We start from the raw sequence: 20,528 nt of genomic DNA on the forward strand, positions 1-20,528 counted from the left end.
GGGGAGATCTCTAGCGAATGTGAGATTCGCCGGCAACGCCGGCTCCTACAGGGGTCGCGCATTACCTGTAGGAGCCGGCATTGCCGGCGAAGGGGCCCTGGAGGGCCCCGCAAGGATAAGGTCTTGCGCTCAGTTCCAGCCAGCCCGATCCATCAGGCGAATCGCTTCAGCCTGACGCTTGCCCGCCACTTCCACCGGCAGGCTGTCGGCCTTGAACTTGCCCCACGCCGCCACTTCTGCCGAAGGTTCGACCTTGGGGTTGGCCGGGAACTCCTGGTTCACATCGGCGAAGATCTTCTGCGCCTGCGGCCCGGTCATCCACTCCACCAGCTTGATCGCGGCCTCCTTGTGCGGCGCGTGCCGGGTCAAGCCGATGCCCGACAGGTTGACGTGCACGCCACGGTCGGCCTGGTTGGGCCAGAACAGCTTGATCGGCAGTTGCGGCTGCTCCTTGTGCAGGCGGCCATAGTAGTAGGTATTGACGATGCCCACGTCGCACTGCCCGGCCTCGATGGCCTTGAGCACTGCCACGTCATCCGAGAACACGTCGGTGGACAGGTTGTTCACCCAGCCCTTGAGGATCTCTTCGGTCTTCTCGGCGCCGTGGGTTTCGATCAGGGTCGCGGTCAGCGACTGGTTGTAGACCTTCTTGGCGGTACGCAGGCACAAGCGCCCTTCCCATTCCTTGCCGGCCAGCGCCTCGTAGGTGCTCAGCTCCTCGGGCTTGACCCGGTCGGTGGCGTAGGCAATGGTCCGTGCGCGCAGGCTCAGGCCGGTCCAGTCATGGGACGAAGCGCGATACTGCGGGGGAATGTTGGCGTCGATCACGGCCGACTTGATCGGCTGCAGGATACCCATCTGCTCGGCCTGCCAGAGGTTGCCGGCATCCACGGTCAGCAGCAGGTCGGCGGTGGCGTTGCTGCCCTCGGCCTTGATGCGCTGCATCAACGGCGCTTCCTTGTCGGTGATGAACTTGACCTTGACCCCGGTTTCCTTGGTGTAGGCATCGAATACCGGCTTGATCAGCTCGTCGATGCGCGAGGAATACACCACCACCTCGTCCGCCGCCTGTGCGGTACCGCCCAGCAGGGTGAGCGCCAGGGCGGCGAGTAGATGCTTGCGTGGCAACATGAAGGCGGTCCTCGGAATGCGGGAGAGGCGCAAATGGTAGTGAATGCCATTTGCCTTCTCAACCGAACTGCCAAGGGAGGAGTTACCAGATGTTGCGGTGCCGCCTCAGGCCCGTGCCAGCTCCGGCAGGTCGCCGCTCAGCCCCAGCGCCTGGCGCACGAACAGCGCCTTAGCCTCCGGCAGTTGCTCCACCCACTTCAGGCCACTGTTGCGCAGCCAGCGCAGCGGCAGCGGGTCGGCCTGGAACAGGCGCTCGAAGCCCTCCATTGCGGCCATCAAGGCCAGGTTGTGCGGCATGCGCCGTCGTTCGTAGCGGCTCAGCACGCGCACGTCGGCCAGGCGCTCGCCGCGCTCATGGGCATGCTGCAGCACTTCGGCCAGCACCGCCGCATCCAGAAAGCCAAGGTTCACGCCCTGCCCGGCCAGCGGGTGAATGGTGTGGGCCGCATCGCCGATCAACGCCAGGCCCTCGGCCACGTAGCGCTTGGCATGGCGCTGGCGCAGCGGTACGCACAGCCGTGGGTCGGCCGCCAGCACCGTGCCCAGGCGGCCCTCGAAGGCCCGCTCCAGCTCGGCGCAGAAGGCTTCGTCCGGCAGGGCCATGAGGCGCTCGGCCTGCGCAGGCGTGGTCGACCACACGATGGAGCACCAGTGCTGCTGGCCGTCGCGCAGCAGTGGCAGAAACGCCAGCGGGCCGTCATCGGTGAAGCGCTGCCAGGCCGTGGCCTGGTGCGGCTCGGCACAGCGTACGCTGGTCACGATGGCGTGGTGCAGGTAGTCCCACTCACGGGTTTGGCAGCCGGTCAGGCGGCGCACCGCCGAGTTGGCTCCGTCAGCCGCAATCACCAGCGGCGCGCGCAGGGTGCGGCCATCGGCCAGGGTCAGCAGCCAGTCGTCGCCACTGCGGCGCATCTGCTCCAGGCGGGCGTTGGCCAGCAGGCCGATCTCGCTGTCGTGCAGGCGCTGCAGCAGACCGTCCTGCACCACGCGGTTCTCGACGATGTGGCCGAGCACCTCGGCGTGCACGCTGGCGGCCGAAAAGTGGATCTGCCCGGTGCCGCTGCCGTCCCACACGTGCATGTCCGAATACGGGCTCAGGCGCCGCTCGCGTATGTGCTGCCAGGCGCCCACGCGCTCGAGGATGCGCTGGCTGGCCATCGACAGCGCGCTGACTCGCGGCTCGAAGGGCGCCTGTGCATCGAACGGCTTGACCGTCAGGGGGCTGCCGTCGAGCAGCAGGATGTCCAGGCCACTGTGCTGCAAGGCCAGGGCCAGGGCGCTACCGACCATTCCGGCACCGACAATCAACAGATCTGCGCGCATTTCCATGCTTTCAAGCCCGATAAAGAGAAGAAGGGGTCATTGGCCAGGCTGGTCCGGGCGTGTACCCAGGCCCATGGCCTGGCGGGCGAACCAGCGCTTGGCCGGGGGCAGCAGGTCCAGGCCCAGCAGGCCCAGGTTGCGCCCGGTGGCGAGCAACGGCTGGCCGCTGCCGAACAGCCGCGTGACCTTGTCGGAGAAGCCCACGGTCAGGTCCTGGTCCAGGCGCTGGCGCTCGCGGTAGGCCTGCAGGGTCGCCAGGTCGCCCGGTACTTCAGGCCCGGCCAGCAGACCGTCGGCCAGCGACTGCACGTCGCGCAGCGACAGGTTGAAACCCTGCCCGGCAATCGGGTGCAGGCTGTGCGCGGCGTTGCCCAGCACCACCAGGTGCGAGCGCACCTGCTCCTGGGCCTCGACCAGCGACAGCGGGTAGAGGTGACGCGCGCCCACCTGGCGCAAGGTGCCCAGACGGTAGCCGAACACGCCTTGCAGCTCGGCCAGGAAGGCTCGTTCGTCTATCTCGGCCAGCCGTCTGGCATCCATTCCGGCACGGGTCCAGACCAGCGCGCAGCGGTTTTCCGGCAGCGGCAGCAAGGCCATCGGGCCGTCATCGGTGAAGCGTTCGAACGCCTGCCCGCAATGGGCCTCGCTCGGGGTGATGTTGGCGATCAGCGCACTCTGGTTGTACGGGCGCTGGCTGACGTGGATGCCCAACTGCTCGCGCAGCCCGGAACGCCCGCCGTCGGCCAGTACCGCCAGGTCGCAGTCCACCGTGGTGTCGTCATCCAGTGTCAGGCGGTAGCCGTCGGCCAGCGGCTGCATCGCGCTGACCTGCGCCGGGCAGCGCCAAGTCACCACCTCGGCATCCAGCCCCTGCCACAGGCACTGGCCGAGCCAGGCGTTCTCGACCACGTAGCCGAGTGCCGGCACGCCTTCTTCCAGGGCGTCCAGGCGGGTGGCGCCAAAGCGGCCACGGTCGGACACCTGGATCTGGCGGATCGGTTCGGCGCGGCGGCTGATCGGCTGCCACAGGCCCAGACGCTCGTAGATCTGCCGGGTACCGTAGGAAAGCGCCGAGGAACGTGCGTCGTAACTGGGCTGGAAGCTGTCGCCGGGGGCGAACGGCTCGATCAGCAGGATCTTCCAGCCACGCGCCCTGGCCCCGGCCTGCAGGGCCAGCGCCAGGCTGGCACCGACCAGGCCGCCACCGATGATGGCAAGGTTGACCCGGCTCATGCGGCGTGGCTGCGTGCAGCCGCCATCAATGCTTCGATTTCGGCCACCGTGCGCGGTACGCCGGAGGTCAGGATTTCACAGCCCTGCTTGGTCACCACTACGTCGTCCTCGATTCGTACGCCGATACCGCGCCACTTCTTCGCGACGCTCTGGTTGTCGGCAGCAATGTAGATGCCCGGCTCCACCGTCAGGGCCATGCCCGGCTCCAGCACGCGCCACTGGTCGGCGACCTTGTACTCGCCGACGTCGTGCACATCCAGCCCCAGCCAGTGACCGGCGCGGTGCATGTAGAAGGCGCGATGGGCCTCGGCCTCGATCAGCGCCGGCACGTCGCCCTTGAGCAGCCCCAGCTCCACCAGCCCTTCGGTGATCACCTGCACGGTGGCCTCGTGGGCATGGTTCCAGTGCTTGCCCGGTGCAATCGCGGCAAAGGCTGCAGCCTGGGCCTTGAGCACCAGCTCGTAGATCGCTTTCTGCTCCGGCGAGAAGCGCCCGCTGACCGGGAAGGTGCGGGTGATGTCGCTGGCGTAGCAGTCGATCTCGCACCCAGCGTCGATCAGGACCAGGTCGCCGTCCTTGAGCAGCGCGTCGTTCTGCTGGTAATGCAGGATGCAGGCGTTGCGACCCGATGCCACGATCGAGCCGTAGGCCGGCATCTTCGCCCCGCCCTTGCGGAACTCGTAGTCCAGCTCGGCCTCCAGGCTGTATTCGTGCAACCCGGCGCGGCAGGCCTGCATGGCCCGCACATGGGCGCGTGCCGAAATCGCCGCGGCCTCGCGCATCACCTTCACTTCCGTGGCCGATTTATACAGGCGCATGTCGTGCAGCAGATGATCCAGCGCAACGAACTCGTTCGGTGGCTGGGCGCCGAGGTTGGCCTTGGAGCGGATCACGTTGATCCACTCCATCAGGTGGCGGTCGAATTCGGGGTGGCTGCCCATGGCCGAGTACACCCGGTCGCGGCCTTCGATCAGGCCCGGCAGGATGTCGTCGATGTCGGTGATGGGGAACGCATCGTCCGCGCCGTATTCGCGTATCGCGCCTTCCTGGCCGGCGCGCAGGCCGTCCCACAGCTCGCGCTCGGGGTTGCGCTCGCGGCAGAACAGCACGTACTCACCGTGCTCGCGGCCGGGGATCAGCGCAATCACCGCCTCGGGCTCCGGGAAGCCGCTGAGGTACTGGAAGTCGCTGTCCTGGCGGTACACATGCTCCACGTCGCGGTTGCGAATGGCCACCGCGGCCGCGGGCAGGATGGCGATGCTGTTGGGTTCCATCTGCGCCATCAGCGCCTTGCGACGACGGGCATACTCCGCTTTGGGGATATGGGCTATTGGCACGAGGAACCCCTGTTCGGCATTTAGTGCAAGGAAGGCTTGGGCGCAGGCGCCTGTGGCTTGGCCAGCTCGGAGAACAGCAGCATCGGTGCGACGCGCAGGTACTCCATCACTTCCATATAGTCGCTTTCGCCGTCTTCGGATTCTTCCAGTGCATCCTGGACCTGGGAAATGGCGTCCAGGTCACCCAGCACTTCCTTGGCTTCGGCACTCAGGCTCAGGCCTGCCGAGTTGAGGCCGAAGCCGTACAGGAAGCCTTTGCACCACTCGCCCAGGGCGATGGCACGCTCGGTCAGCGGGGCATCGTCGGTGGGCAGCAACAGCACGACGGTGACTTCTTCACCGGTGAGTTCGCCCTTGACCATCTCCTGCAGGCCGATCAAAGCGTTACGAACATTGTCTACAGGATCGACTTCCAGCAGGTGGGCCGCATCGGCCAACCAGCCGTCGGCATCGAAGCCGGCGCCGGCGCAGCTGCGCCCGAGCAACAAGCCGTGAAGCTCGGCAGGCGAAACAGGGTGACCGTTGCTGGTGAGCAAGGTGGCAAAAGCGGTGTATGGCGAATTCGTAATGGGCATGGGCAGCTAGGCGCCAGACGGCGCAATGACTAGAATGAAGGCCTTGTATCCTAGCACCGGCAGGCGCGCCAAGACCATCGACGCCGCCAATTCGGGGCATGCCGGAACTTAATGAGCGGGTAAGACCCGTCTGACAAAAGCGAGTGGCACGTCATGCCAGAGAACGACCTGCAAGCGCTGATGGGCCGATTCGAGCTGTTGATCGAACGTGTCGAGCAACTAAAGCGGCAAAATGCACTCCTATTAGCTCAGGAAAAATCCTGGCGCGAGGAGCGCGCCCACCTCATCGAAAAAAACGAGATCGCCCGGCGTAAGGTCGAATCGATGATTTCGCGGCTCAAGGCCCTGGAGCAAGACTCATGAGTTCAAGCAATAGCGTCACCGTTCAGATCCTCGACAAGGAGTATTCGATCATCTGCCCGCCGGAAGAGCGCAGCAACCTGGTCAGCGCAGCGCGCTACCTGGACAGCAAGATGCGCGAGATCCGCAGCAGCGGCAAGGTGATCGGCGCCGACCGTATCGCGGTGATGGCGGCGCTGAACATCACCCACGACCTGCTGCACAATCAGGAGCGCCCGCAGGCGCCCACCGGCGGTGCCACCCGTGAACAGGTGCGCGACCTGCTCGAACGTGTCGATCAGGCATTGGCCGACGACGCGGGTTCAAAACCGGCCTGAGTTTCGGGTATACTCCGACCACTCCCTGGAGTGCTTGCCAGTCGGTCATGTCCCTGAGCCGATACGCACAACCACGGGGGTTGCACGTGGGGCCGGTGTGCATGTCCGCTTGACGGAAAGCCTTAACGCCTCCTGTAATCTCCACCTTGAACTTTCGGGTTCAAGGGCTACACCGACAGCGGTTCGTCGGGGAGCCTGAATTCTCCAGCCTGCGCCCACCCAGCGGCGCACGCACATGCACTGCCACCCCTGCGTGGCAGTCGCCCCAGGGACCGCCCGTGCCATGACCGACACCGCGCCGCTTACCCGCCCCCAACTTCGTCGTCTGCTCCGTGATGCCCGCCGTGCCCTCAGCCCGGCCGAACAGCGCCGTGCCGCGCGCGGCCTGTACCGGCAACTGGCGCAGCACCCGCTGTTTCGTCGTGCCCGGCACATTGCCCTGTACCTGCCCAACGACAGCGAGATCGACCCGCGCCTGCTGCTGCGCGAAGCTCAACGTCGAGGCAAGCATACCTACCTGCCGGTGCTGCACGCCTGGCCCAGAACCCGCATGGCCTTCCAGCGCTTCGAGCACGGTGAAAAACTGCGCCCCAACCGCTTCCGCATCCCCGAACCACGCATCAATCTCACACGCCAGCGACCCACCTGGGCACTGGACCTGATCCTGCTGCCGCTGGTGGGTTTCGACGAGACGGGTGGGCGACTGGGCATGGGCGGCGGGTTCTATGACCGCAGCCTGGCGTACCAGGGGCGGCGCAAGGCCTGGAAGAAACCCCTGCTGCTGGGGCTGGCGCACGAATGCCAGAAAGTGGAACGACTGGCCCAGGCCAGTTGGGACGTGCCGCTGCAGGGCACGGTATCGGACAGGGGGTGGTACCTGGCACCCTGAAACGGGCGCCGCAAGGCTCAACGCTTGACGGGGGTCGGGGCGGCCGGCATCTCGTAGGCGGCTGTTTCGAGTTTCTGTTCCCATAGGCTTTGTGCATAGCCGGTGGTGACCACACCCAGGCCAAACAGAAAAACGAGCACCCAGAGCAAATCCGGTTTGCGATTCATCGATTGCCCCCCTCAGGCAAACTCATCACGATGACAGCAACGGTTTTTATTATGCCGTGCAGCAGCGTCAAGCTTAAAATGCGCGCATTCTCCGACAACCTGGTGCCACACGCAAACGTTGACGCCAACCGGCTGTCGGTTTCATGCAACAGGTTATTTCAAACTTTGTCTGGAGCGTCAACGATGGCCTACTGGCTGATGAAATCCGAGCCCGACGAGCTCTCGATCGAAGACCTCGCCCGCCTCGGCCAGGCGCGCTGGGACGGGGTGCGCAACTACCAGGCGCGCAACTTCATGCGCGCCATGGCGGTGGGCGACCTGTTCTTCTTCTACCACTCCAGCTGCCCCGAGCCCGGCATCGCCGGTATTGCCCGCATCACCACCGCCGCCTACCCCGACCCCACCGCACTGGACCCCGAGAGCCACTACTTCGACGCCAAGGCCAGCGCCGAGCAGAACCCGTGGAGCGCAGTGGACGTGGAGCATGTGGAAACCATGCGCAAGGTGCTGGGCCTTGGCTACCTCAAGCAACAGGCGGCACTGGCCGAACTGCCACTGGTACAGAAGGGCAGCCGCCTGTCGGTGATGCCGGTGACGGACGAACAATGGGCCGCGGTGCTCGCACTACGTTAATTTCGCGTAAGATGCCCACTCGTTTGATACGTATCAACCCGCCACGGTAGGCAAAACGTCAGACTCTGACGTCAAACGCAGCAGGATGCAGGTGCATGTCGATGAGCCAACACACCCCCAAACTCTTTGCCGGCGCGCTGATTGCGCTGCTGGTGGCAGCCGGCGGCCTGGGCTACTGGAAGTCCATGCACGACCGTCTGCCCGAAGGCCTGAGCATGGGCAACGGTCGCCTTGAGGCCACCGAGGTGCAGATCGCCACCAAAGTGCCGGGGCGCCTGGCCGAAGTGCTGGCCGACGAGGGCGACGTGGTGCACAAGGGCCAACTGCTGGCGCGCATCGACACCCGCACCATGGAGGCCCAGCGCAACCAGGCCGAAGCCGAAGTGCTGCGTGCCCGCGAGAACTACGCGGCCGCCCAGGCCACCGTGCAGCTGCGCCAGAGCGAACAGCTGCTGGCCAGCCAGGAACTCAAGCGCGTGCGCGAACTGTTCCAGCGCAAGTACTCCAGCCAGCAATTGCTCGACCAGCAGCAGGCCCGCTACGACACCAGCAATTCAGCCGTGGTGGCAGCGCGAGCGCAACTCGCGGCAATCAAGGCCGCCATCGGTGCCGCCGAGGCCCAGGTGGCCCAGCTCACCAGCGAAATCGACGACAGCAGCCTGCGCGCGCCCATCGATGGCGTGATCCAGCTGCGCCTGGCCGAACCGGGCGAAGTGCTCGGGGCCGGCGGGCGCGTACTGCTGCTGATCGACCCCAGCGACCAGTACATGAACCTCTATCTGCCCGCCTCCACCACCGGCAAACTGACCGTGGGCGACCAGGCGCGCATCGTGCTCGATGCCCTGCCCGACCGCGCGCTGCCGGCCAAGATCAGCTTCGTGGCAGCCAAGGCGCAGTTCACCCCCAAGCAGGTGGAAACCCGTGACGAACGCCAGAAGCTGGTGTTTCGCGTCAAGCTGCGCCTGACCGAGCCCAGCGCGGTGCCCCAGGCCAAGTCGGGCATGCCCGGCGCCGGCTATGTGCGTAGCGCCCCCGTGGACTGGCCGGCCAACCTGCAATGACGGCCCTGGCGCTGCAGGCGCGTGGCATCAGCCACCGCTACGGCTCCCTCGAGGCCCTGCAAAACATCTGCTTTGAACTGCCGGCAGGCACCCGCTGCGGCCTGATCGGCCCGGACGGTGCGGGCAAGTCGAGCCTGCTGGGGCTGATTGCCGGGGTCAAGAAGCTGCAACAGGGCGAGTTGCAGGTGCTGGACGGCTCGATCCGCCAGCGCCGCCACCGCAACAGCCTGTACCCGCGCATCGCCTTCATGCCCCAGGGCCTGGGCGGCAACCTGTACCCCGAGCTGTCGATCAGCGAGAACATCCGCTTCTTCGCCACGCTGTTCGGCCTGAGCCGTTCCGAGTGCGACACGCGCATGCACGCGCTGCTGCTGGCCACCGACCTGGAACGCTTTGCCGAGCGCCCGGCAGGCAAGCTCTCCGGGGGCATGAAGCAGAAACTCGGGCTGTGCTGCGCACTGATCCACGAGCCCGACCTGCTGATTCTCGACGAGCCCACCACCGGCGTCGACCCGCTGTCGCGCCGGCGCTTCTGGGAGCTGGTGGAGCAGGTGCGCGGCGAGCGTCCGCAACTGACCCTGCTGGTGGCCACCGCCTACATGGAAGAGGCCGAACAGTTCGAGCACTGTCTGATGCTCGACCGTGGTCGCCTGATCGCCCAGGGGCTGAGCCGCGAGCTGGCCGGCGCCACCGCCAGCGGCAAGCTGGACGACGCCTTCACCTGCTACCAGAGCCAGCAGCAGGATGACCGCAGCCGCACCCAGGCGCCGCTGGTGATCCCGCCACGCCCGGCCGACGACGGCGACATCGCCATCGAGGCCCATGAACTGACCCTGCGCTTCGGCGACTTCACCGCAGTGAACAAGGTCAGCTTCGCCATCGGCCGTGGCGAGATCTTCGGTTTCCTGGGCTCCAACGGCTGTGGCAAGACCACCACCATGAAGGTGCTCACCGGCCTGATGCCGGCCAGCGAAGGCAGCGCCACCCTGCTCGGCCGCCCGGTCGACGCCAAGGACCTGGCCACGCGCAAGCGCGTCGGCTTCATGTCGCAGAGCTTTTCGCTGTATGGCGAACTGAGCGTGCGTCAGAACCTCGAGCTGCACGCGCGCCTGTTCGACCTGAACAAGGCCGACAGCACCCCGCGCATCGCCGAACTGATCGAGCGCTTCGACCTGGGCGACATTGCCGACCAGCAGTCCGGCGCCCTGCCGCTGGGCCTGCGCCAGCGCCTGTCGCTGGCCGTGGCGGTGCTGCACCGGCCTGAAGTGCTGATCCTCGACGAACCCACCTCCGGCGTCGACCCGGCCGCACGCGACGACTTCTGGCGCCTGCTGATCGAGCTGTCCCGCGAGCAGGGCGTGACCATTTTCCTGTCCACCCACTTCATGAACGAGGCGCTGCGCTGCGACCGCATCTCGCTGATGCACGCCGGCCGTGTGCTGGCCTGCGATACCCCGGCCGCGCTGCAACAGCAGTTCGGCGGCCAGACCCTGGAAGACGCCTTCGTCACCTGCCTGGAACAGGCGCAGAACAGCAGCCCGGCGCCGACCGAGGCCCAACCGGTGAGCACCACCGCCGAGGCCGCCAGCCCGCCACCCCGCAGCGGCTTCAGCTTCGTGCGGCTGTTCGCGGTAGCCACCCGCGAAGGCAAGGAGCTGCTGCGCGACAGGGTGCGCCTGGCCTTCGCCCTGCTCGGTGCGCTGTTCATGATGGTGATCTTCGGCTACGGCATTTCGCTGGACGTGGAGAACCTGGCATTCGCGGTCTACGACCAGGACCAGAGCCCGCAAAGCCGTCTGTACCTAGAAGCGTTTCGCGGCTCGCGCTACTTCGCCGAACAGGCGCCGATCCGCGACGCCGCGCAACTGCACAAGCGCCTGCAACGCTCGGAAATCAAGCTGGCGCTGGAGATTCCCCCCGGCTTTGGCCGCGACCTGAATGCCGGGCGCCAGCCGGTGGTGGCGGCCTGGCTCGATGGCGGCATGCCGTTTCGCGCCGAAACCAGCCGCAACTATGTGGAGGCCGTGCACCAGGCCAACCTCGAACAGCTCGCCGCGCTGAGCAGCCGCGCACAGCCAGGCCAGGCAGCGGTAAAGCTTGAAACCCGCTTTCGCTACAACCAGGACGTGATCAGCGTGAACGCCATCGGCCCCGGGGTGATGGCGCTGATCCTGGCGTTCATTCCCGCGATGCTCACGGCACTGGGCATCGTGCGTGAAAAAGAGCTGGGCTCGATCACCAACTTCTACGCCACGCCGCTCACGCGCCTGGAGTTCCTGCTCGGCAAGCAGGCCCCGTACCTGCTGGTGAGCCTGGTCAACCTGGCGTTGCTGGTGGCGATGAACCGCTGGCTGTTCGGCGTGCCCTTCAAGGGCAGCGCGCTGGCCCTGGCCTGCGGCGGGGTGCTGTACCTGCTGGCCACCACCAGCCTGGGGCTGCTGATCTCGGCATTCACCCGCACCCAGATCGCGGCGATCCTGGGCACCATGATCATCACCAGCCTGCCGACTATCCAGTTCTCCGGGCTGATCGTGCCGCGCTCTTCTCTCGATGGCGCGGCAGCACTGATGGGCCAGCTGTTCCCGGCCGGCTACTTCCTCGACATTGCCGTCGGCACCTTCACCAAGGCCCTGGACCTGCGCGAACTATGGCCGCAGTGCCTGGCCCTGTTCGGGTTCTTCGCCGGCTTCACCGGGCTGAGCCTGATCATGCTGAAAAAGCAGGAGGTCTGATGCAGCGCCTGGCCCATATCTACCGCCTCGGTCTCAAGGAGCTGACCAGCCTGCGCCACGACAGCGTGCTGCTGCTGTTTCTGCTGTATGCCTTCAGCGTGGCCATCTACATGCCCGCCGCCGGCTCGGTGATCGGCGTGCACAACGCCAGCGTGGCCATCGTCGACGAAGACCACAGCCTGGTCTCACGCAAGCTGGGCGAGGCGCTGCAACCGCCGGAGTTCCAGCCGGCGGTGACGCTGCCCTACGACCAGCTCGACCAGGCCATGGACAGCGGCCAGTACACCTTCGTGATCAATATCCCGGTGAACTTCCAGAGCGACCTGCTGGCCGGGCGCACCCCGGAACTGCAGGTGAACGTCGACGCCACCGCCATGAGCCAGGCGTTCATGGGCGCCGGCTACATCGGGCGGATCTTCGAACGCGAGCTGCTCGACTACGCCAAGCAGGCCGTGCAGAGCCCGGCGCTGCTGAGCCCACGGGCGCTGTTCAACCCCAACCTGGAGGGCGGCTGGTTTCTGGCAGTGATCCAGATCGTCAACAACATCACCATCCTGGCCATCGTGCTGACCGGCACTGCGCTGCTGCGCGAACGCGAGCATGGCACCCTCGACCACCTGCTGGTACTGCCACTGACGGCACTGGAAATCATGCTGGCCAAGATCGGCAGCAACGCGCTGGTGGTGGTGCTGTGCACCTGGGTGTCGCTGGAGGTGGTGGTCAAGGGGGCATTGGGAGTGCCGCTGGCCGGCTCCATGGGGTTGTTCCTGGGCGTGACCGCGCTGTACCTGTTCGCCAGCACCGCGCTGGGGATCTTCCTCGCCACACTGGCGCGCTCGACCCCGCAGTTCGGCTTGCTGGCGATCCCGGTGATCATCCCGATGCTGTTGCTGTCGGGCGGCAGCACGCCGCTGGACAGCATGCCGCAATGGCTGCAGTGGGTGATGCAACTGTCACCCTCCACCCACTTCGTCAGCCTGGGTGCCGCGATCCTGTTCCGCGACGCCGACGCATCGGTGGTGTGGCCGGACCTGCTGGCGCTGGCGGCGATCGGCCTGGCGTTCTTTGCGATCGCCCTGGCACGCTTTCGCCGCAGCCTGGCTTCGTGACTACTGCACGATCAGGTTGTTGAACAGCAGGTCGGCCACCACCGGCCGGCCTTCTTCGCCGTTGAGCACCTGCTGCACCTGCTTGAGGGCTTCCTGGCGAAGGTGTTCCTTGGCCTCGACGTTGCTCATGCCGTCCAGGCTCTGCTGGGTGAACAGGGCCACCAGCTGGTTGCGGATCAGCGGTTCGTGGTGCTTGACCGCGGCCGCATCCACATCGTTGTCCACGCGCAACGCCACATCGGCCTTGTACACGCGCAGCTTGGGGCCGCCATCAAGGGCATAGTTGCCCACCAGTGGCGGGGTCAGGGAGATGTACGACACCTTCGGCGCGCCCTCTCCGTCCTTGGCTTCTTCGGCCATGGCCGCCGCTGGCAGCATCAGAGCCAGTACCATCAAGATCCACGCTTTCACCAATTCGCTCCTCAAACAGTTGGCGCCAGCATACCCAGCGCCTTCGCCAAACCCAAGCCCGGGCTTATGCCGGCTTATCAGGCCGGGGCATGCTCGTTGACCCGACACCCTGCCCACCTACACTTATCGGCCACCACCCGCAAAGGAATAGCCCTGATGAAAGCCGTGTTGTGCAAAGCCCATGGTCCGGCCAGCGACCTGGTCCTCGAAGAGGTCGCCAGCCCCGTGCCCAAACGCAATGAAGTGCTGGTGCAGGTGCATGCGGCGGGGGTCAACTTCCCCGACACCCTGATCATCCAGGGCAAGTACCAGTTCCAGCCGCCACTGCCGTTCTCGCCGGGTGGCGAAGCAGCAGGGGTAGTGCTGGAGGTGGGCGAAAAGGCCGGGCCGTTGCAGGTGGGCGACCGGGTGATGGCGCTGACCGGCTGGGGCAGCTTTGCCGAGCAGATCGCGGTGCCGGGCTACAACGTGATGCCGATCCCGGCGCACATGGACTTCGCCACGGCTGCCGCATTCGGCATGACCTACGGCACCTCGATGTACGCGCTCACCCAGCGCGGGCAGCTGCAAGCAGGGGAAACCCTGCTGGTGCTGGGCGCGTCGGGCGGGGTCGGGCTGGCGGCGGTGGAGATCGGCAAGGCCCTGGGCGCGCGGGTGATCGCAGCGGCCAGCAGCGCCGACAAGCTGGCCGTGGCCAAGGCTGCCGGTGCCGACGAGCTGATCAACTACAGCGAAAGCGGCCTCAAGGAGGAAATCAAGCGCTTGACCGGTGGCCAGGGCGTGGACGTGGTTTTCGACCCGGTGGGCGGCGAGCTGTTCGAGCAGGCGGTGCGCGGGCTGGCGTGGAACGGACGGATGCTGGTGGTGGGGTTCGCCAGCGGGCAGATCCCGCAGTTGGCGGTGAACCTGACGCTGCTCAAGGGCGCGGCGGTACTGGGGGTATTCTGGGGTGCGTTCGCGCAGCGCCAGCCGGCGGATAACGCCGCGAACTTCAAGCAGCTGTTTGCGTGGCATGCCGAGGGCAAGCTGAAACCGCTGGTGTCGCAGACCTACCCACTGGCCGATGCCGGGGCTGCAATCGAGCAGTTGGCGGAGCGCAAGGCGGTGGGCAAGCTGGTGGTGTCTGTGCGATAGCCAAGCCCGCTCCCGCACTGCCCTGTGGGAGCGGACTTGACCCGCGATAGAGGCGTGAACGTCAGCTCATGTCCCAGGCCAGCAGCACCTGCTTGCACCCACGGCACACGAACTTGTAGAACCCGGTATCCCCGCCCGGCGCATACCCCACCGCGGCCCACGACCAGTCCTCCACGGTCATGCCGTTGTACTCGGCCCAGTGCTCCCGGGTCGCCGGCGTGGCCTCACTGATGTCCTCGGCGCTGGCGTCCCCGTGGAACTCGCAGGCGTCACCGCAATGGTGCATCCACTGGCTGTCCTGCCATGTGGGATAGCCCGGCGTGCGATAGGCGATCTCGTCCAGCACCTCAGGCTTTATGCCCGCCTCCCCCATCGCATACACATCATGGAAACTGCCGTCGTAGCGCCTGGCCGCCGAACCATCGGCGATGCACCACGGGCAGATATCGCCCTCGAGTGTCTGCGCGGTGTACAGCGTGCCGTCATACAGGTAACCACGCGCCTGCCCGCAGCACACGCAAGCCTCGCTGCTGGCCACGATGTAATGAACCTTGCCGGGGTAATAGGTAAAGACCGGAAGTGGTGTTGTCATGGCATTCCTTCTCACAGCTGCTTGAGCGCAAGGTCACGCAGTTGCTGCGGCCAGGCGTCGATGAACATCAGGTCGGGCTGCCCGGCGCAGCGCCGCTCGATAGACGGCAGCGCTGCCTCGAACGCCTGCTGCGCCTGCTTGAACTGCAGCAGGGTGGGCGATGCGGGTGACGTCCTGGCCAGCAGGCCGATGGACGTGGCCACGCTGTCCATCTGCCACAGCGGCTGATGCGAGCGGATCTGACGGTAGGTGGTCAGGTAATAGTTGAACAGCTTGCACTGCAGCTGCGGCAACGCGGCCTGGGCATCCAGGGTCATCGCCATGGACTGCTCATCCATGCGAAAGAGCAGGCTCTGCACCACATCGGTTTTCACCGGCTCGCCCGCGGCCACCGTCCAGGGTTCGAACCGCACCTTTGCGATGGCCGCTTCTGCAGACGCACTGAACAACGCATGATCACTGTGCTTGACGGTTACATGGCTGACCGAGCCATCGCGCGAATCGACCTGGTAGCCGATGCGCACAGCGCCCTCCAGGCCCACCAGCCTCATGGCCCTCGGGTACACCGGGGCCGGGGGCTGTGCGAACGTGGGCACATGCTCGGCCTGCACGGCGCAGCACCAGCACAACAGTATTCCAAACCAGCGTTTCATCCCTGATTCCCAACACGTCCATTGATAAGGGGCGCGATGGTACCGCAGGCTTCACGCCTTGTCCGCCGAATGACAACGCTTGAAGCGTGCCTCTAGGTTGCGGTCGGGCATGGCATGGGTGCGCAGCGCCGAAAGGGTCTGCTCGACATAGTCGCGGGTGGTGCCGTAGCGACCCTTGGCGCTGGCCAGGATATGGCTGAGCAAGGTGTCGGGCAGGTTGCCGGCATAGCACGGCAGGTGCCGCTCCAGCACGAAGCCCAGTGCCTGCACCTTGCTGCCGTCCTCGAGACGGCAGTTGAGCCAGTGTGGACGGTACGCCGGGTACGGCATCTCGCGCTGCCACAGCGCCAGCAATGAATCCTCCAGGCGCTCTTCGGGCAGCCGATAGGCAAAGCCGCTGCACGAGCCACCACGGTCCAGACCGAACACCAGCCCCGGGCACTCCGGAGTGCCGCGGTGCTCGTGGGACCACAGGTACAGGCCGCGATGATAGCCATGCACGCGTGCCCGCCGGCGCTCGGCCGCGCTGCATTCCGGTCGCCAGATCAGCGAGCCATAGGCAAACAGCCAGACCGGGCCGCCCTCATGGCGGGACATGGTGTGATCAACCGATTGTCGAAGTTGCTCGTGGGTCAGTTGCTGACCGAAGTCGAGCACCGGAGGGTACGCCAAACTCGAGGGTGCAGTTTCAATTGCCGACATGATCGCCGCCAGAATTCCTCGTGAACTACTGAAGTAGCCCACTGTAAAGTCATTGCACTAACAATACATCGACCGTACGGCAGATGGCCGCTCGAATACAAGCCCCCGTTGCAAACAAAGCCCCCAGCACCGGGGCTTTCAGGCCTGCTGTTTCAAGTGTAGTAATAGTTTTTGGCGGTGCTTGCAATAATTAACGCGACCAGCACTTATAACCAACGAGGCACAATCGGGTTATTTGAATCGGCGCGTTATTGCAACGCGCCGTTATTACCTAAGTTAGCCGCGCGGGGCATAAGCGAATACATCGGCGCGCATCTGGTGTGCGTCCATGCCAGCGTCCACCAGGGCATCGAGGGTGGCGTAGATCATGGTGGGCGAGCCACTGGCATACACGTGCACGCCCGCAAGGTCGGCAATGTCTTCGCACACGGCTTCGTGCAGCAGCCCGCAGCGCCCCTCCCAGCCGCACAGGTCGCTCACCACTTTGTGCAGGAACAGGTTGGGCAGCGTTGCCCACTCGTCCCAGTGCTCGATCTGATAGAAGTCTTCCGGGCGGCGCACTCCCCAGTACAGGTGCACCGGGTGCTTGAAGCCGCTGGCCCGGCAATGTTCGATCAGGCTGTGCATCTGCGCCATGCCGGTACCGGCAGCAATCAGTACCAGCGGCCCGTCCGGCAGTTCGGCCAGGTGCGTGTCGCCAAACGGCAGCTCCACCCGCGCCATGCGGTTGCGCTGCAACTGTGCGATCAGTTCCAGTGCACTGCTCTCGCGGGCCAGCACGTGCAACTCCAGGTCACGCCCGCTGTGTGGCGCCGAGGCCAGCGAGAACGCGGCCTTGTCGCCAGCTTCGCGCTCGATCATCAGGTACTGCCCGGCATGGTAGCGCGGCGGCTTGCCGGCCGGCGCGCGCAGACGCACGCGCCACACGTCGCCGCCCACCTCGACACATTCGCTCAACTGGCAGGCCAGCTTGCGCACCGGCAGCTCGCCCAGGGCCAACACGCCATCCCACAGCAACACGCAATCCTCCAGCGGCTCGGCGATGCAGGTGTACAGCTCGCCATGGTCCTTCACCTCGCCATCCTGGCGCACACGGCCTTCCACCAGCAGTGCCGCGCACACATGGCAATTGCCATTGCGGCAGCTCTGCGGGCAGTCATAGCCCAGACGACGGGCCCCATCCAGTATGCGCTCACCAGGGTTCAGTGCCAGCACCGCCCCGGAGGGCTGCAAGGTAACCTGCATCAGTCTATTCCCAACTGTGTCCACAGCTCATCGATGCGTCGGGTGACGGCCTCGTCCTTGACGATGACACGCCCCCACTCGCGGGTGGTTTCGCCCGGCCACTTGTGGGTGGCATCCAGGCCCATCTTCGAGCCCAGGCCGGAAACCGGCGAGGCGAAGTCCAGGTAGTCGATCGGTGTGTTGTCGATCATCACGGTATCGCGCTTGGGGTCCATGCGCGTGGTGATGGCCCAGATCACGTCGTTCCAGTCCCGCGCGTTGATGTCGTCGTCGGTGACGATCACGAACTTGGTGTACATGAACTGGCGCAGGAACGACCACACCCCCAGCATCACGCGCTTGGCGTGCCCTGGGTACTGTTTTTTCATGGTGACCACCGCCATGCGGTACGAGCAGCCTTCAGGCGGCAGGTAGAAGTCGGTGATCTCGGGGAACTGCTTCTGCAGGATCGGCACGAACACTTCGTTCAGCGCCACGCCCAGAATCGCCGGCTCGTCAGGCGGACGCCCGGTGTAGGTGCTGTGATAGATCGGCTTGGTGCGGTGGGTGATGCGCTCCACGGTGAACACCGGGAAGCTGTCGACCTCGTTGTAGTAGCCGGTGTGATCGCCATACGGGCCTTCGGGCGCCATCTCGCCGGGGTGGATCACGCCTTCGAGGATGATCTCGGCGGTGGCGGGCACCTGCAGGTCATTGCCGCGGCACTTGACCAGCTCGGTACGGTTGCCGCGCAGCAGGCCGGCGAAGGCGTACTCGGACAGGCTGTCGGGCACCGGGGTCACCGCGCCGAGGATGGTCGCCGGGTCGGCGCCCAGTGCCACGGCCACCGGGAACGGCTGGCCAGGGTGCTTCTCGCACCACTCGCGATAGTCCAGCGCGCCGCCACGGTGGCTCAACCAGCGCATGATGACCTTGTTGCGGGCGATGACCTGCTGGCGATAAATACCCAGGTTCTGGCGGTCCTTGTTCGGACCTCGGGTCACGGTCAGGCCCCAGGTGATCAGCGGCGCCACGTCGCCCGGCCAGCAGTGCTGGATCGGCAGCGCGCCAAGATCGACGTCGTCCCCCTCGATCACCACGTCGTGGCAGGGCGCATCCTTGACCACCTTGGGCGCCATCGAGATGACCTTCTTGAAGATCGGCAGCTTCGACCAGGCGTCCTTCAGCCCCTTGGGCGGCTCGGGCTCCTTGAGGAAGGCCAGCAGCTTGCCGATCTCGCGCAGTTCGCTGACCGACTCGGCGCCCATGCCCATGGCCACGCGCTCCGGGGTGCCGAACAGGTTGCCCAGCACCGGAATGTCGTAACCGGTAGGGTTCTCGAACAGCAACGCCGGGCCCTTGGCACGCAGGGTGCGGTCGCAGACCTCGGTCATTTCCAGGATCGGGGAGATGGGGACCTGAATGCGCTTGAGTTCGCCGCGCTGTTCCAGGCCGCGGATAAAGTCGCGCAAATCGCGATACTGCATGCGGGAGCCTCGTGTTCGCCGTAGCGGTCGGGGTGCAAAGTGTAGCGCCGAACCCCGCCCGCCAGAATAGACAATGTACAGATAGCAAAAAGCCGGGTTTCCCCGGCTCTTGCGTACCGCCCGTGTTACTTGCGCTTCATCGACAGGAAGAACTCGTCGTTGGTCTTGGTCTGCTTGAGCTTGTCGACCAGGAACTCGATGGCGGCGATCTCGTCCATCGGGTGCAGCAGCTTGCGCAGGATCCACATGCGCTGCAGCTCGTCGTCGGCGGTCAGCAGCTCTTCGCGACGGGTACCCGAACGGTTGATGTTGATGGCCGGGAACACGCGCTTCTCGGCAATGCGACGGTCCAGGGGCAGTTCCATGTTGCCGGTACCCTTGAACTCTTCGTAGATCACTTCGTCCATCTTCGAGCCGGTCTCGACCAGCGCGGTGGCGATGATGGTCAGCGAACCGCCTTCCTCGATGTTACGTGCAGCACCGAAGAAACGCTTCGGCTTCTCCAGGGCGTGGGCGTCGACACCACCGGTCAGCACCTTGCCGGAGCTCGGGATCACGGTGTTGTAGGCACGGGCCAGACGAGTGATCGAGTCGAGCAGGATGACCACGTCCTTCTTGTGCTCGACCAGGCGCTTGGCCTTCTCGATGACCATCTCGGCCACTTGCACGTGACGGGTTGGCGGCTCGTCGAAGGTGGAGGCGACCACTTCGCCGCGCACGGTGCGCTGCATCTCGGTCACTTCTTCCGGGCGCTCGTCGATCAGCAGCACGATCAGGTGGCACTCGGGGTTGTTGCGGGTGATGTTGGCCGCGATGTTCTGCAGCATGATGGTCTTGCCCGCTTTCGGCGGGGCGACGATCAGGCCGCGCTGGCCCTTGCCGATCGGCGCGCACAGGTCGATGACGCGACCGGTGAGGTCTTCGGTGGAACCGTTGCCGGCTTCCATCTTCAGGCGCTTGTTCGGGAACAACGGCGTCAGGTTTTCGAAGAGGATCTTGTTCTTCGCGTTTTCCGGACGGTCGTAGTTGATGGTGTCGACCTTGAGCAGCGCGAAGTAGCGCTCGCCTTCTTTGGGCGGGCGGATCTTGCCGACGATGGTGTCACCGGTACGCAGGTTGAAGCGACGAATCTGGCTGGGCGAGACATAGATGTCGTCCGGGCCGGCCAGGTACGAAGCGTCAGCCGAACGCAGGAAGCCGAAACCGTCCTGGAGAATCTCCAGCACGCCGTCACCGGAGATTTCCTCGCCGCTTTTCGCGTGCTTTTTCAACAGGGAGAAAATCACGTCCTGCTTGCGCGAACGGGCCATATTTTCTATGCCCATCTGTTCGGCCAATTCGAGCAGATCGGTAATCGGCTTTTGCTTGAGTTCAGTCAGATTCATAAGGGGAATGACGTAATCATGTAAGAAGGGGGAATTAAGCTTCTGGCTTAATGAAGCCGCGCCGCAGAGAAGG

At 65.3% G+C, this 20,528-nt stretch carries 21 protein-coding genes and 1 other RNA gene; 9 read left to right on the plus strand and 13 right to left on the minus strand.

All coding sequences use genetic code 11. The features are described from left to right. Positions 1 to 129: 129 nt before the first annotated feature. The 5 genes from JZZ72_RS16025 to JZZ72_RS16045 form a co-directional block, all read right to left on the minus strand. The gene (locus JZZ72_RS16025; protein ID WP_043863409.1) at positions 130 to 1,131 is read right to left on the minus strand and encodes an extracellular solute-binding protein; all 1,002 of its coding nucleotides are present in this window, start codon (positions 1,129 to 1,131) and stop codon (positions 130 to 132) included. 105 nt (positions 1,132 to 1,236) lie between these two features. Then, positions 1,237 to 2,454 (minus strand): 2-octaprenyl-3-methyl-6-methoxy-1,4-benzoquinol hydroxylase, encoded by a 1,218-nt coding sequence (locus JZZ72_RS16030; protein WP_167400227.1) that lies wholly within the window; start codon positions 2,452 to 2,454, stop codon positions 1,237 to 1,239. 36 nt (positions 2,455 to 2,490) lie between these two features. Continuing rightward, entirely contained in the window at positions 2,491 to 3,687 is a 1,197-nt protein-coding gene (gene ubiH, locus JZZ72_RS16035; protein WP_116052403.1) for a 2-octaprenyl-6-methoxyphenyl hydroxylase, read from the minus strand. Next, positions 3,684 to 5,018, minus strand: coding sequence for a Xaa-Pro aminopeptidase (gene pepP / locus JZZ72_RS16040; RefSeq protein WP_043863469.1), 1,335 nt, complete (start codon positions 5,016 to 5,018; stop codon positions 3,684 to 3,686). Before pepP ends, ubiH begins: the two co-directional genes overlap by 4 nt. 26 nt (positions 5,019 to 5,044) lie before the next feature. After that, positions 5,045 to 5,599 carry a YecA/YgfB family protein gene (locus JZZ72_RS16045; RefSeq protein WP_043863406.1) on the minus strand — a complete coding sequence of 185 codons (555 nt, stop codon included), beginning with the start codon at positions 5,597 to 5,599 and terminating at the stop codon, positions 5,045 to 5,047. 153 nt (positions 5,600 to 5,752) lie between these two features. Between JZZ72_RS16045 and JZZ72_RS16050 the strand changes: the two genes are divergently transcribed. The 4 genes from JZZ72_RS16050 (at position 5,753) to JZZ72_RS16065 (ending at position 7,165) form a co-directional block, all read left to right on the plus strand. Then, positions 5,753 to 5,962 carry a TIGR02449 family protein gene (locus JZZ72_RS16050; protein ID WP_043863405.1) on the plus strand — a complete coding sequence of 70 codons (210 nt, stop codon included), beginning with the start codon at positions 5,753 to 5,755 and terminating at the stop codon, positions 5,960 to 5,962. Then, entirely contained in the window at positions 5,959 to 6,276 is a 318-nt protein-coding gene (locus JZZ72_RS16055; protein WP_043863404.1) for a cell division protein ZapA, read from the plus strand. The genes JZZ72_RS16050 and JZZ72_RS16055 overlap by 4 nt, the downstream gene beginning before the upstream one ends. A 19-nt stretch (positions 6,277 to 6,295) precedes the next feature. Then, a non-coding RNA gene (gene ssrS / locus JZZ72_RS16060) (6S RNA) lies at positions 6,296 to 6,473 on the plus strand. An 86-nt stretch (positions 6,474 to 6,559) separates the two neighbouring features. Further along, positions 6,560 to 7,165, plus strand: coding sequence for a 5-formyltetrahydrofolate cyclo-ligase (locus tag JZZ72_RS16065; RefSeq protein ID WP_210014695.1), 606 nt, complete (start codon positions 6,560 to 6,562; stop codon positions 7,163 to 7,165). A 17-nt stretch (positions 7,166 to 7,182) separates the two neighbouring features. Here the strand turns inward: JZZ72_RS16065 and JZZ72_RS16070 are convergent, their stop codons facing one another. Beyond that, positions 7,183 to 7,332, minus strand: a complete 150-nt coding sequence (locus tag JZZ72_RS16070; protein ID WP_167400226.1) for a hypothetical protein — start codon at positions 7,330 to 7,332, stop codon at positions 7,183 to 7,185. A gap of 183 nt (positions 7,333 to 7,515) precedes the next feature. Between JZZ72_RS16070 and JZZ72_RS16075 the strand changes: the two genes are divergently transcribed. From JZZ72_RS16075 to JZZ72_RS16090, 4 genes are all read left to right on the plus strand, one after another. Next, positions 7,516 to 7,965, plus strand: coding sequence for an EVE domain-containing protein (locus JZZ72_RS16075; protein WP_210014696.1), 450 nt, complete (start codon positions 7,516 to 7,518; stop codon positions 7,963 to 7,965). 95 nt (positions 7,966 to 8,060) lie between these two features. Continuing rightward, a complete protein-coding gene (locus JZZ72_RS16080) occupies positions 8,061 to 9,026 on the plus strand; it encodes an HlyD family secretion protein (RefSeq protein ID WP_408004347.1) in 966 nt (321 codons plus the stop codon). After that, a complete protein-coding gene (gene rbbA, locus JZZ72_RS16085) occupies positions 9,023 to 11,758 on the plus strand; it encodes a ribosome-associated ATPase/putative transporter RbbA (RefSeq protein WP_210014698.1) in 2,736 nt (911 codons plus the stop codon). Before JZZ72_RS16080 ends, rbbA begins: the two co-directional genes overlap by 4 nt. After that, a complete protein-coding gene (locus JZZ72_RS16090; RefSeq protein ID WP_043863399.1) occupies positions 11,758 to 12,867 on the plus strand; it encodes an ABC transporter permease in 1,110 nt (369 codons plus the stop codon). Before rbbA ends, JZZ72_RS16090 begins: the two co-directional genes overlap by 1 nt. On the opposite strand, the gene JZZ72_RS16095 is transcribed toward JZZ72_RS16090, so the two are convergent. Beyond that, positions 12,868 to 13,278 carry a flagellar basal body-associated protein FliL gene (locus JZZ72_RS16095; RefSeq protein WP_054915500.1) on the minus strand — a complete coding sequence of 137 codons (411 nt, stop codon included), beginning with the start codon at positions 13,276 to 13,278 and terminating at the stop codon, positions 12,868 to 12,870. A gap of 156 nt (positions 13,279 to 13,434) precedes the next feature. Between JZZ72_RS16095 and JZZ72_RS16100 the strand changes: the two genes are divergently transcribed. Beyond that, the gene (locus JZZ72_RS16100; RefSeq protein ID WP_210014699.1) at positions 13,435 to 14,412 is read left to right on the plus strand and encodes an NADPH:quinone oxidoreductase family protein; all 978 of its coding nucleotides are present in this window, start codon (positions 13,435 to 13,437) and stop codon (positions 14,410 to 14,412) included. 61 nt (positions 14,413 to 14,473) lie between these two features. On the opposite strand, the gene JZZ72_RS16105 is transcribed toward JZZ72_RS16100, so the two are convergent. The 6 genes from JZZ72_RS16105 to rho all read right to left on the minus strand — a co-directional run bounded on the left by JZZ72_RS16105 (position 14,474) and on the right by rho (position 20,455). Further along, complete coding sequence (locus JZZ72_RS16105; protein WP_054915498.1) at positions 14,474 to 15,004, minus strand: CbrC family protein; 531 nt, start codon at positions 15,002 to 15,004, stop codon at positions 14,474 to 14,476. 11 nt (positions 15,005 to 15,015) lie between these two features. Continuing rightward, positions 15,016 to 15,657: an energy transducer TonB gene (locus JZZ72_RS16110; RefSeq protein ID WP_210014700.1), complete on the minus strand. Its 642-nt coding sequence runs from the start codon at positions 15,655 to 15,657 to the stop codon at positions 15,016 to 15,018. Between the two features lie 51 nt (positions 15,658 to 15,708). Beyond that, positions 15,709 to 16,359 (minus strand): gamma-glutamylcyclotransferase, encoded by a 651-nt coding sequence (locus tag JZZ72_RS16115; protein WP_210014701.1) that lies wholly within the window; start codon positions 16,357 to 16,359, stop codon positions 15,709 to 15,711. A 276-nt stretch (positions 16,360 to 16,635) separates the two neighbouring features. Next, a complete protein-coding gene (locus tag JZZ72_RS16120; protein ID WP_043863393.1) occupies positions 16,636 to 17,604 on the minus strand; it encodes a CDP-6-deoxy-delta-3,4-glucoseen reductase in 969 nt (322 codons plus the stop codon). Continuing rightward, positions 17,604 to 19,070, minus strand: a complete 1,467-nt coding sequence (gene ubiD / locus JZZ72_RS16125) for a 4-hydroxy-3-polyprenylbenzoate decarboxylase (protein WP_054915496.1) — start codon at positions 19,068 to 19,070, stop codon at positions 17,604 to 17,606. Before ubiD ends, JZZ72_RS16120 begins: the two co-directional genes overlap by 1 nt. Before the next feature lie 125 nt (positions 19,071 to 19,195). After that, positions 19,196 to 20,455, minus strand: a complete 1,260-nt coding sequence (gene rho / locus JZZ72_RS16130; protein ID WP_043863391.1) for a transcription termination factor Rho — start codon at positions 20,453 to 20,455, stop codon at positions 19,196 to 19,198. Between the last annotated feature and the right edge of the window lie 73 nt (positions 20,456 to 20,528).

Origin of the sequence: Pseudomonas palmensis, from assembly GCF_017848315.1 — a bacterium.
Taxonomy (GTDB): Bacteria; Pseudomonadota; Gammaproteobacteria; order Pseudomonadales; family Pseudomonadaceae; genus Aquipseudomonas; species Aquipseudomonas palmensis.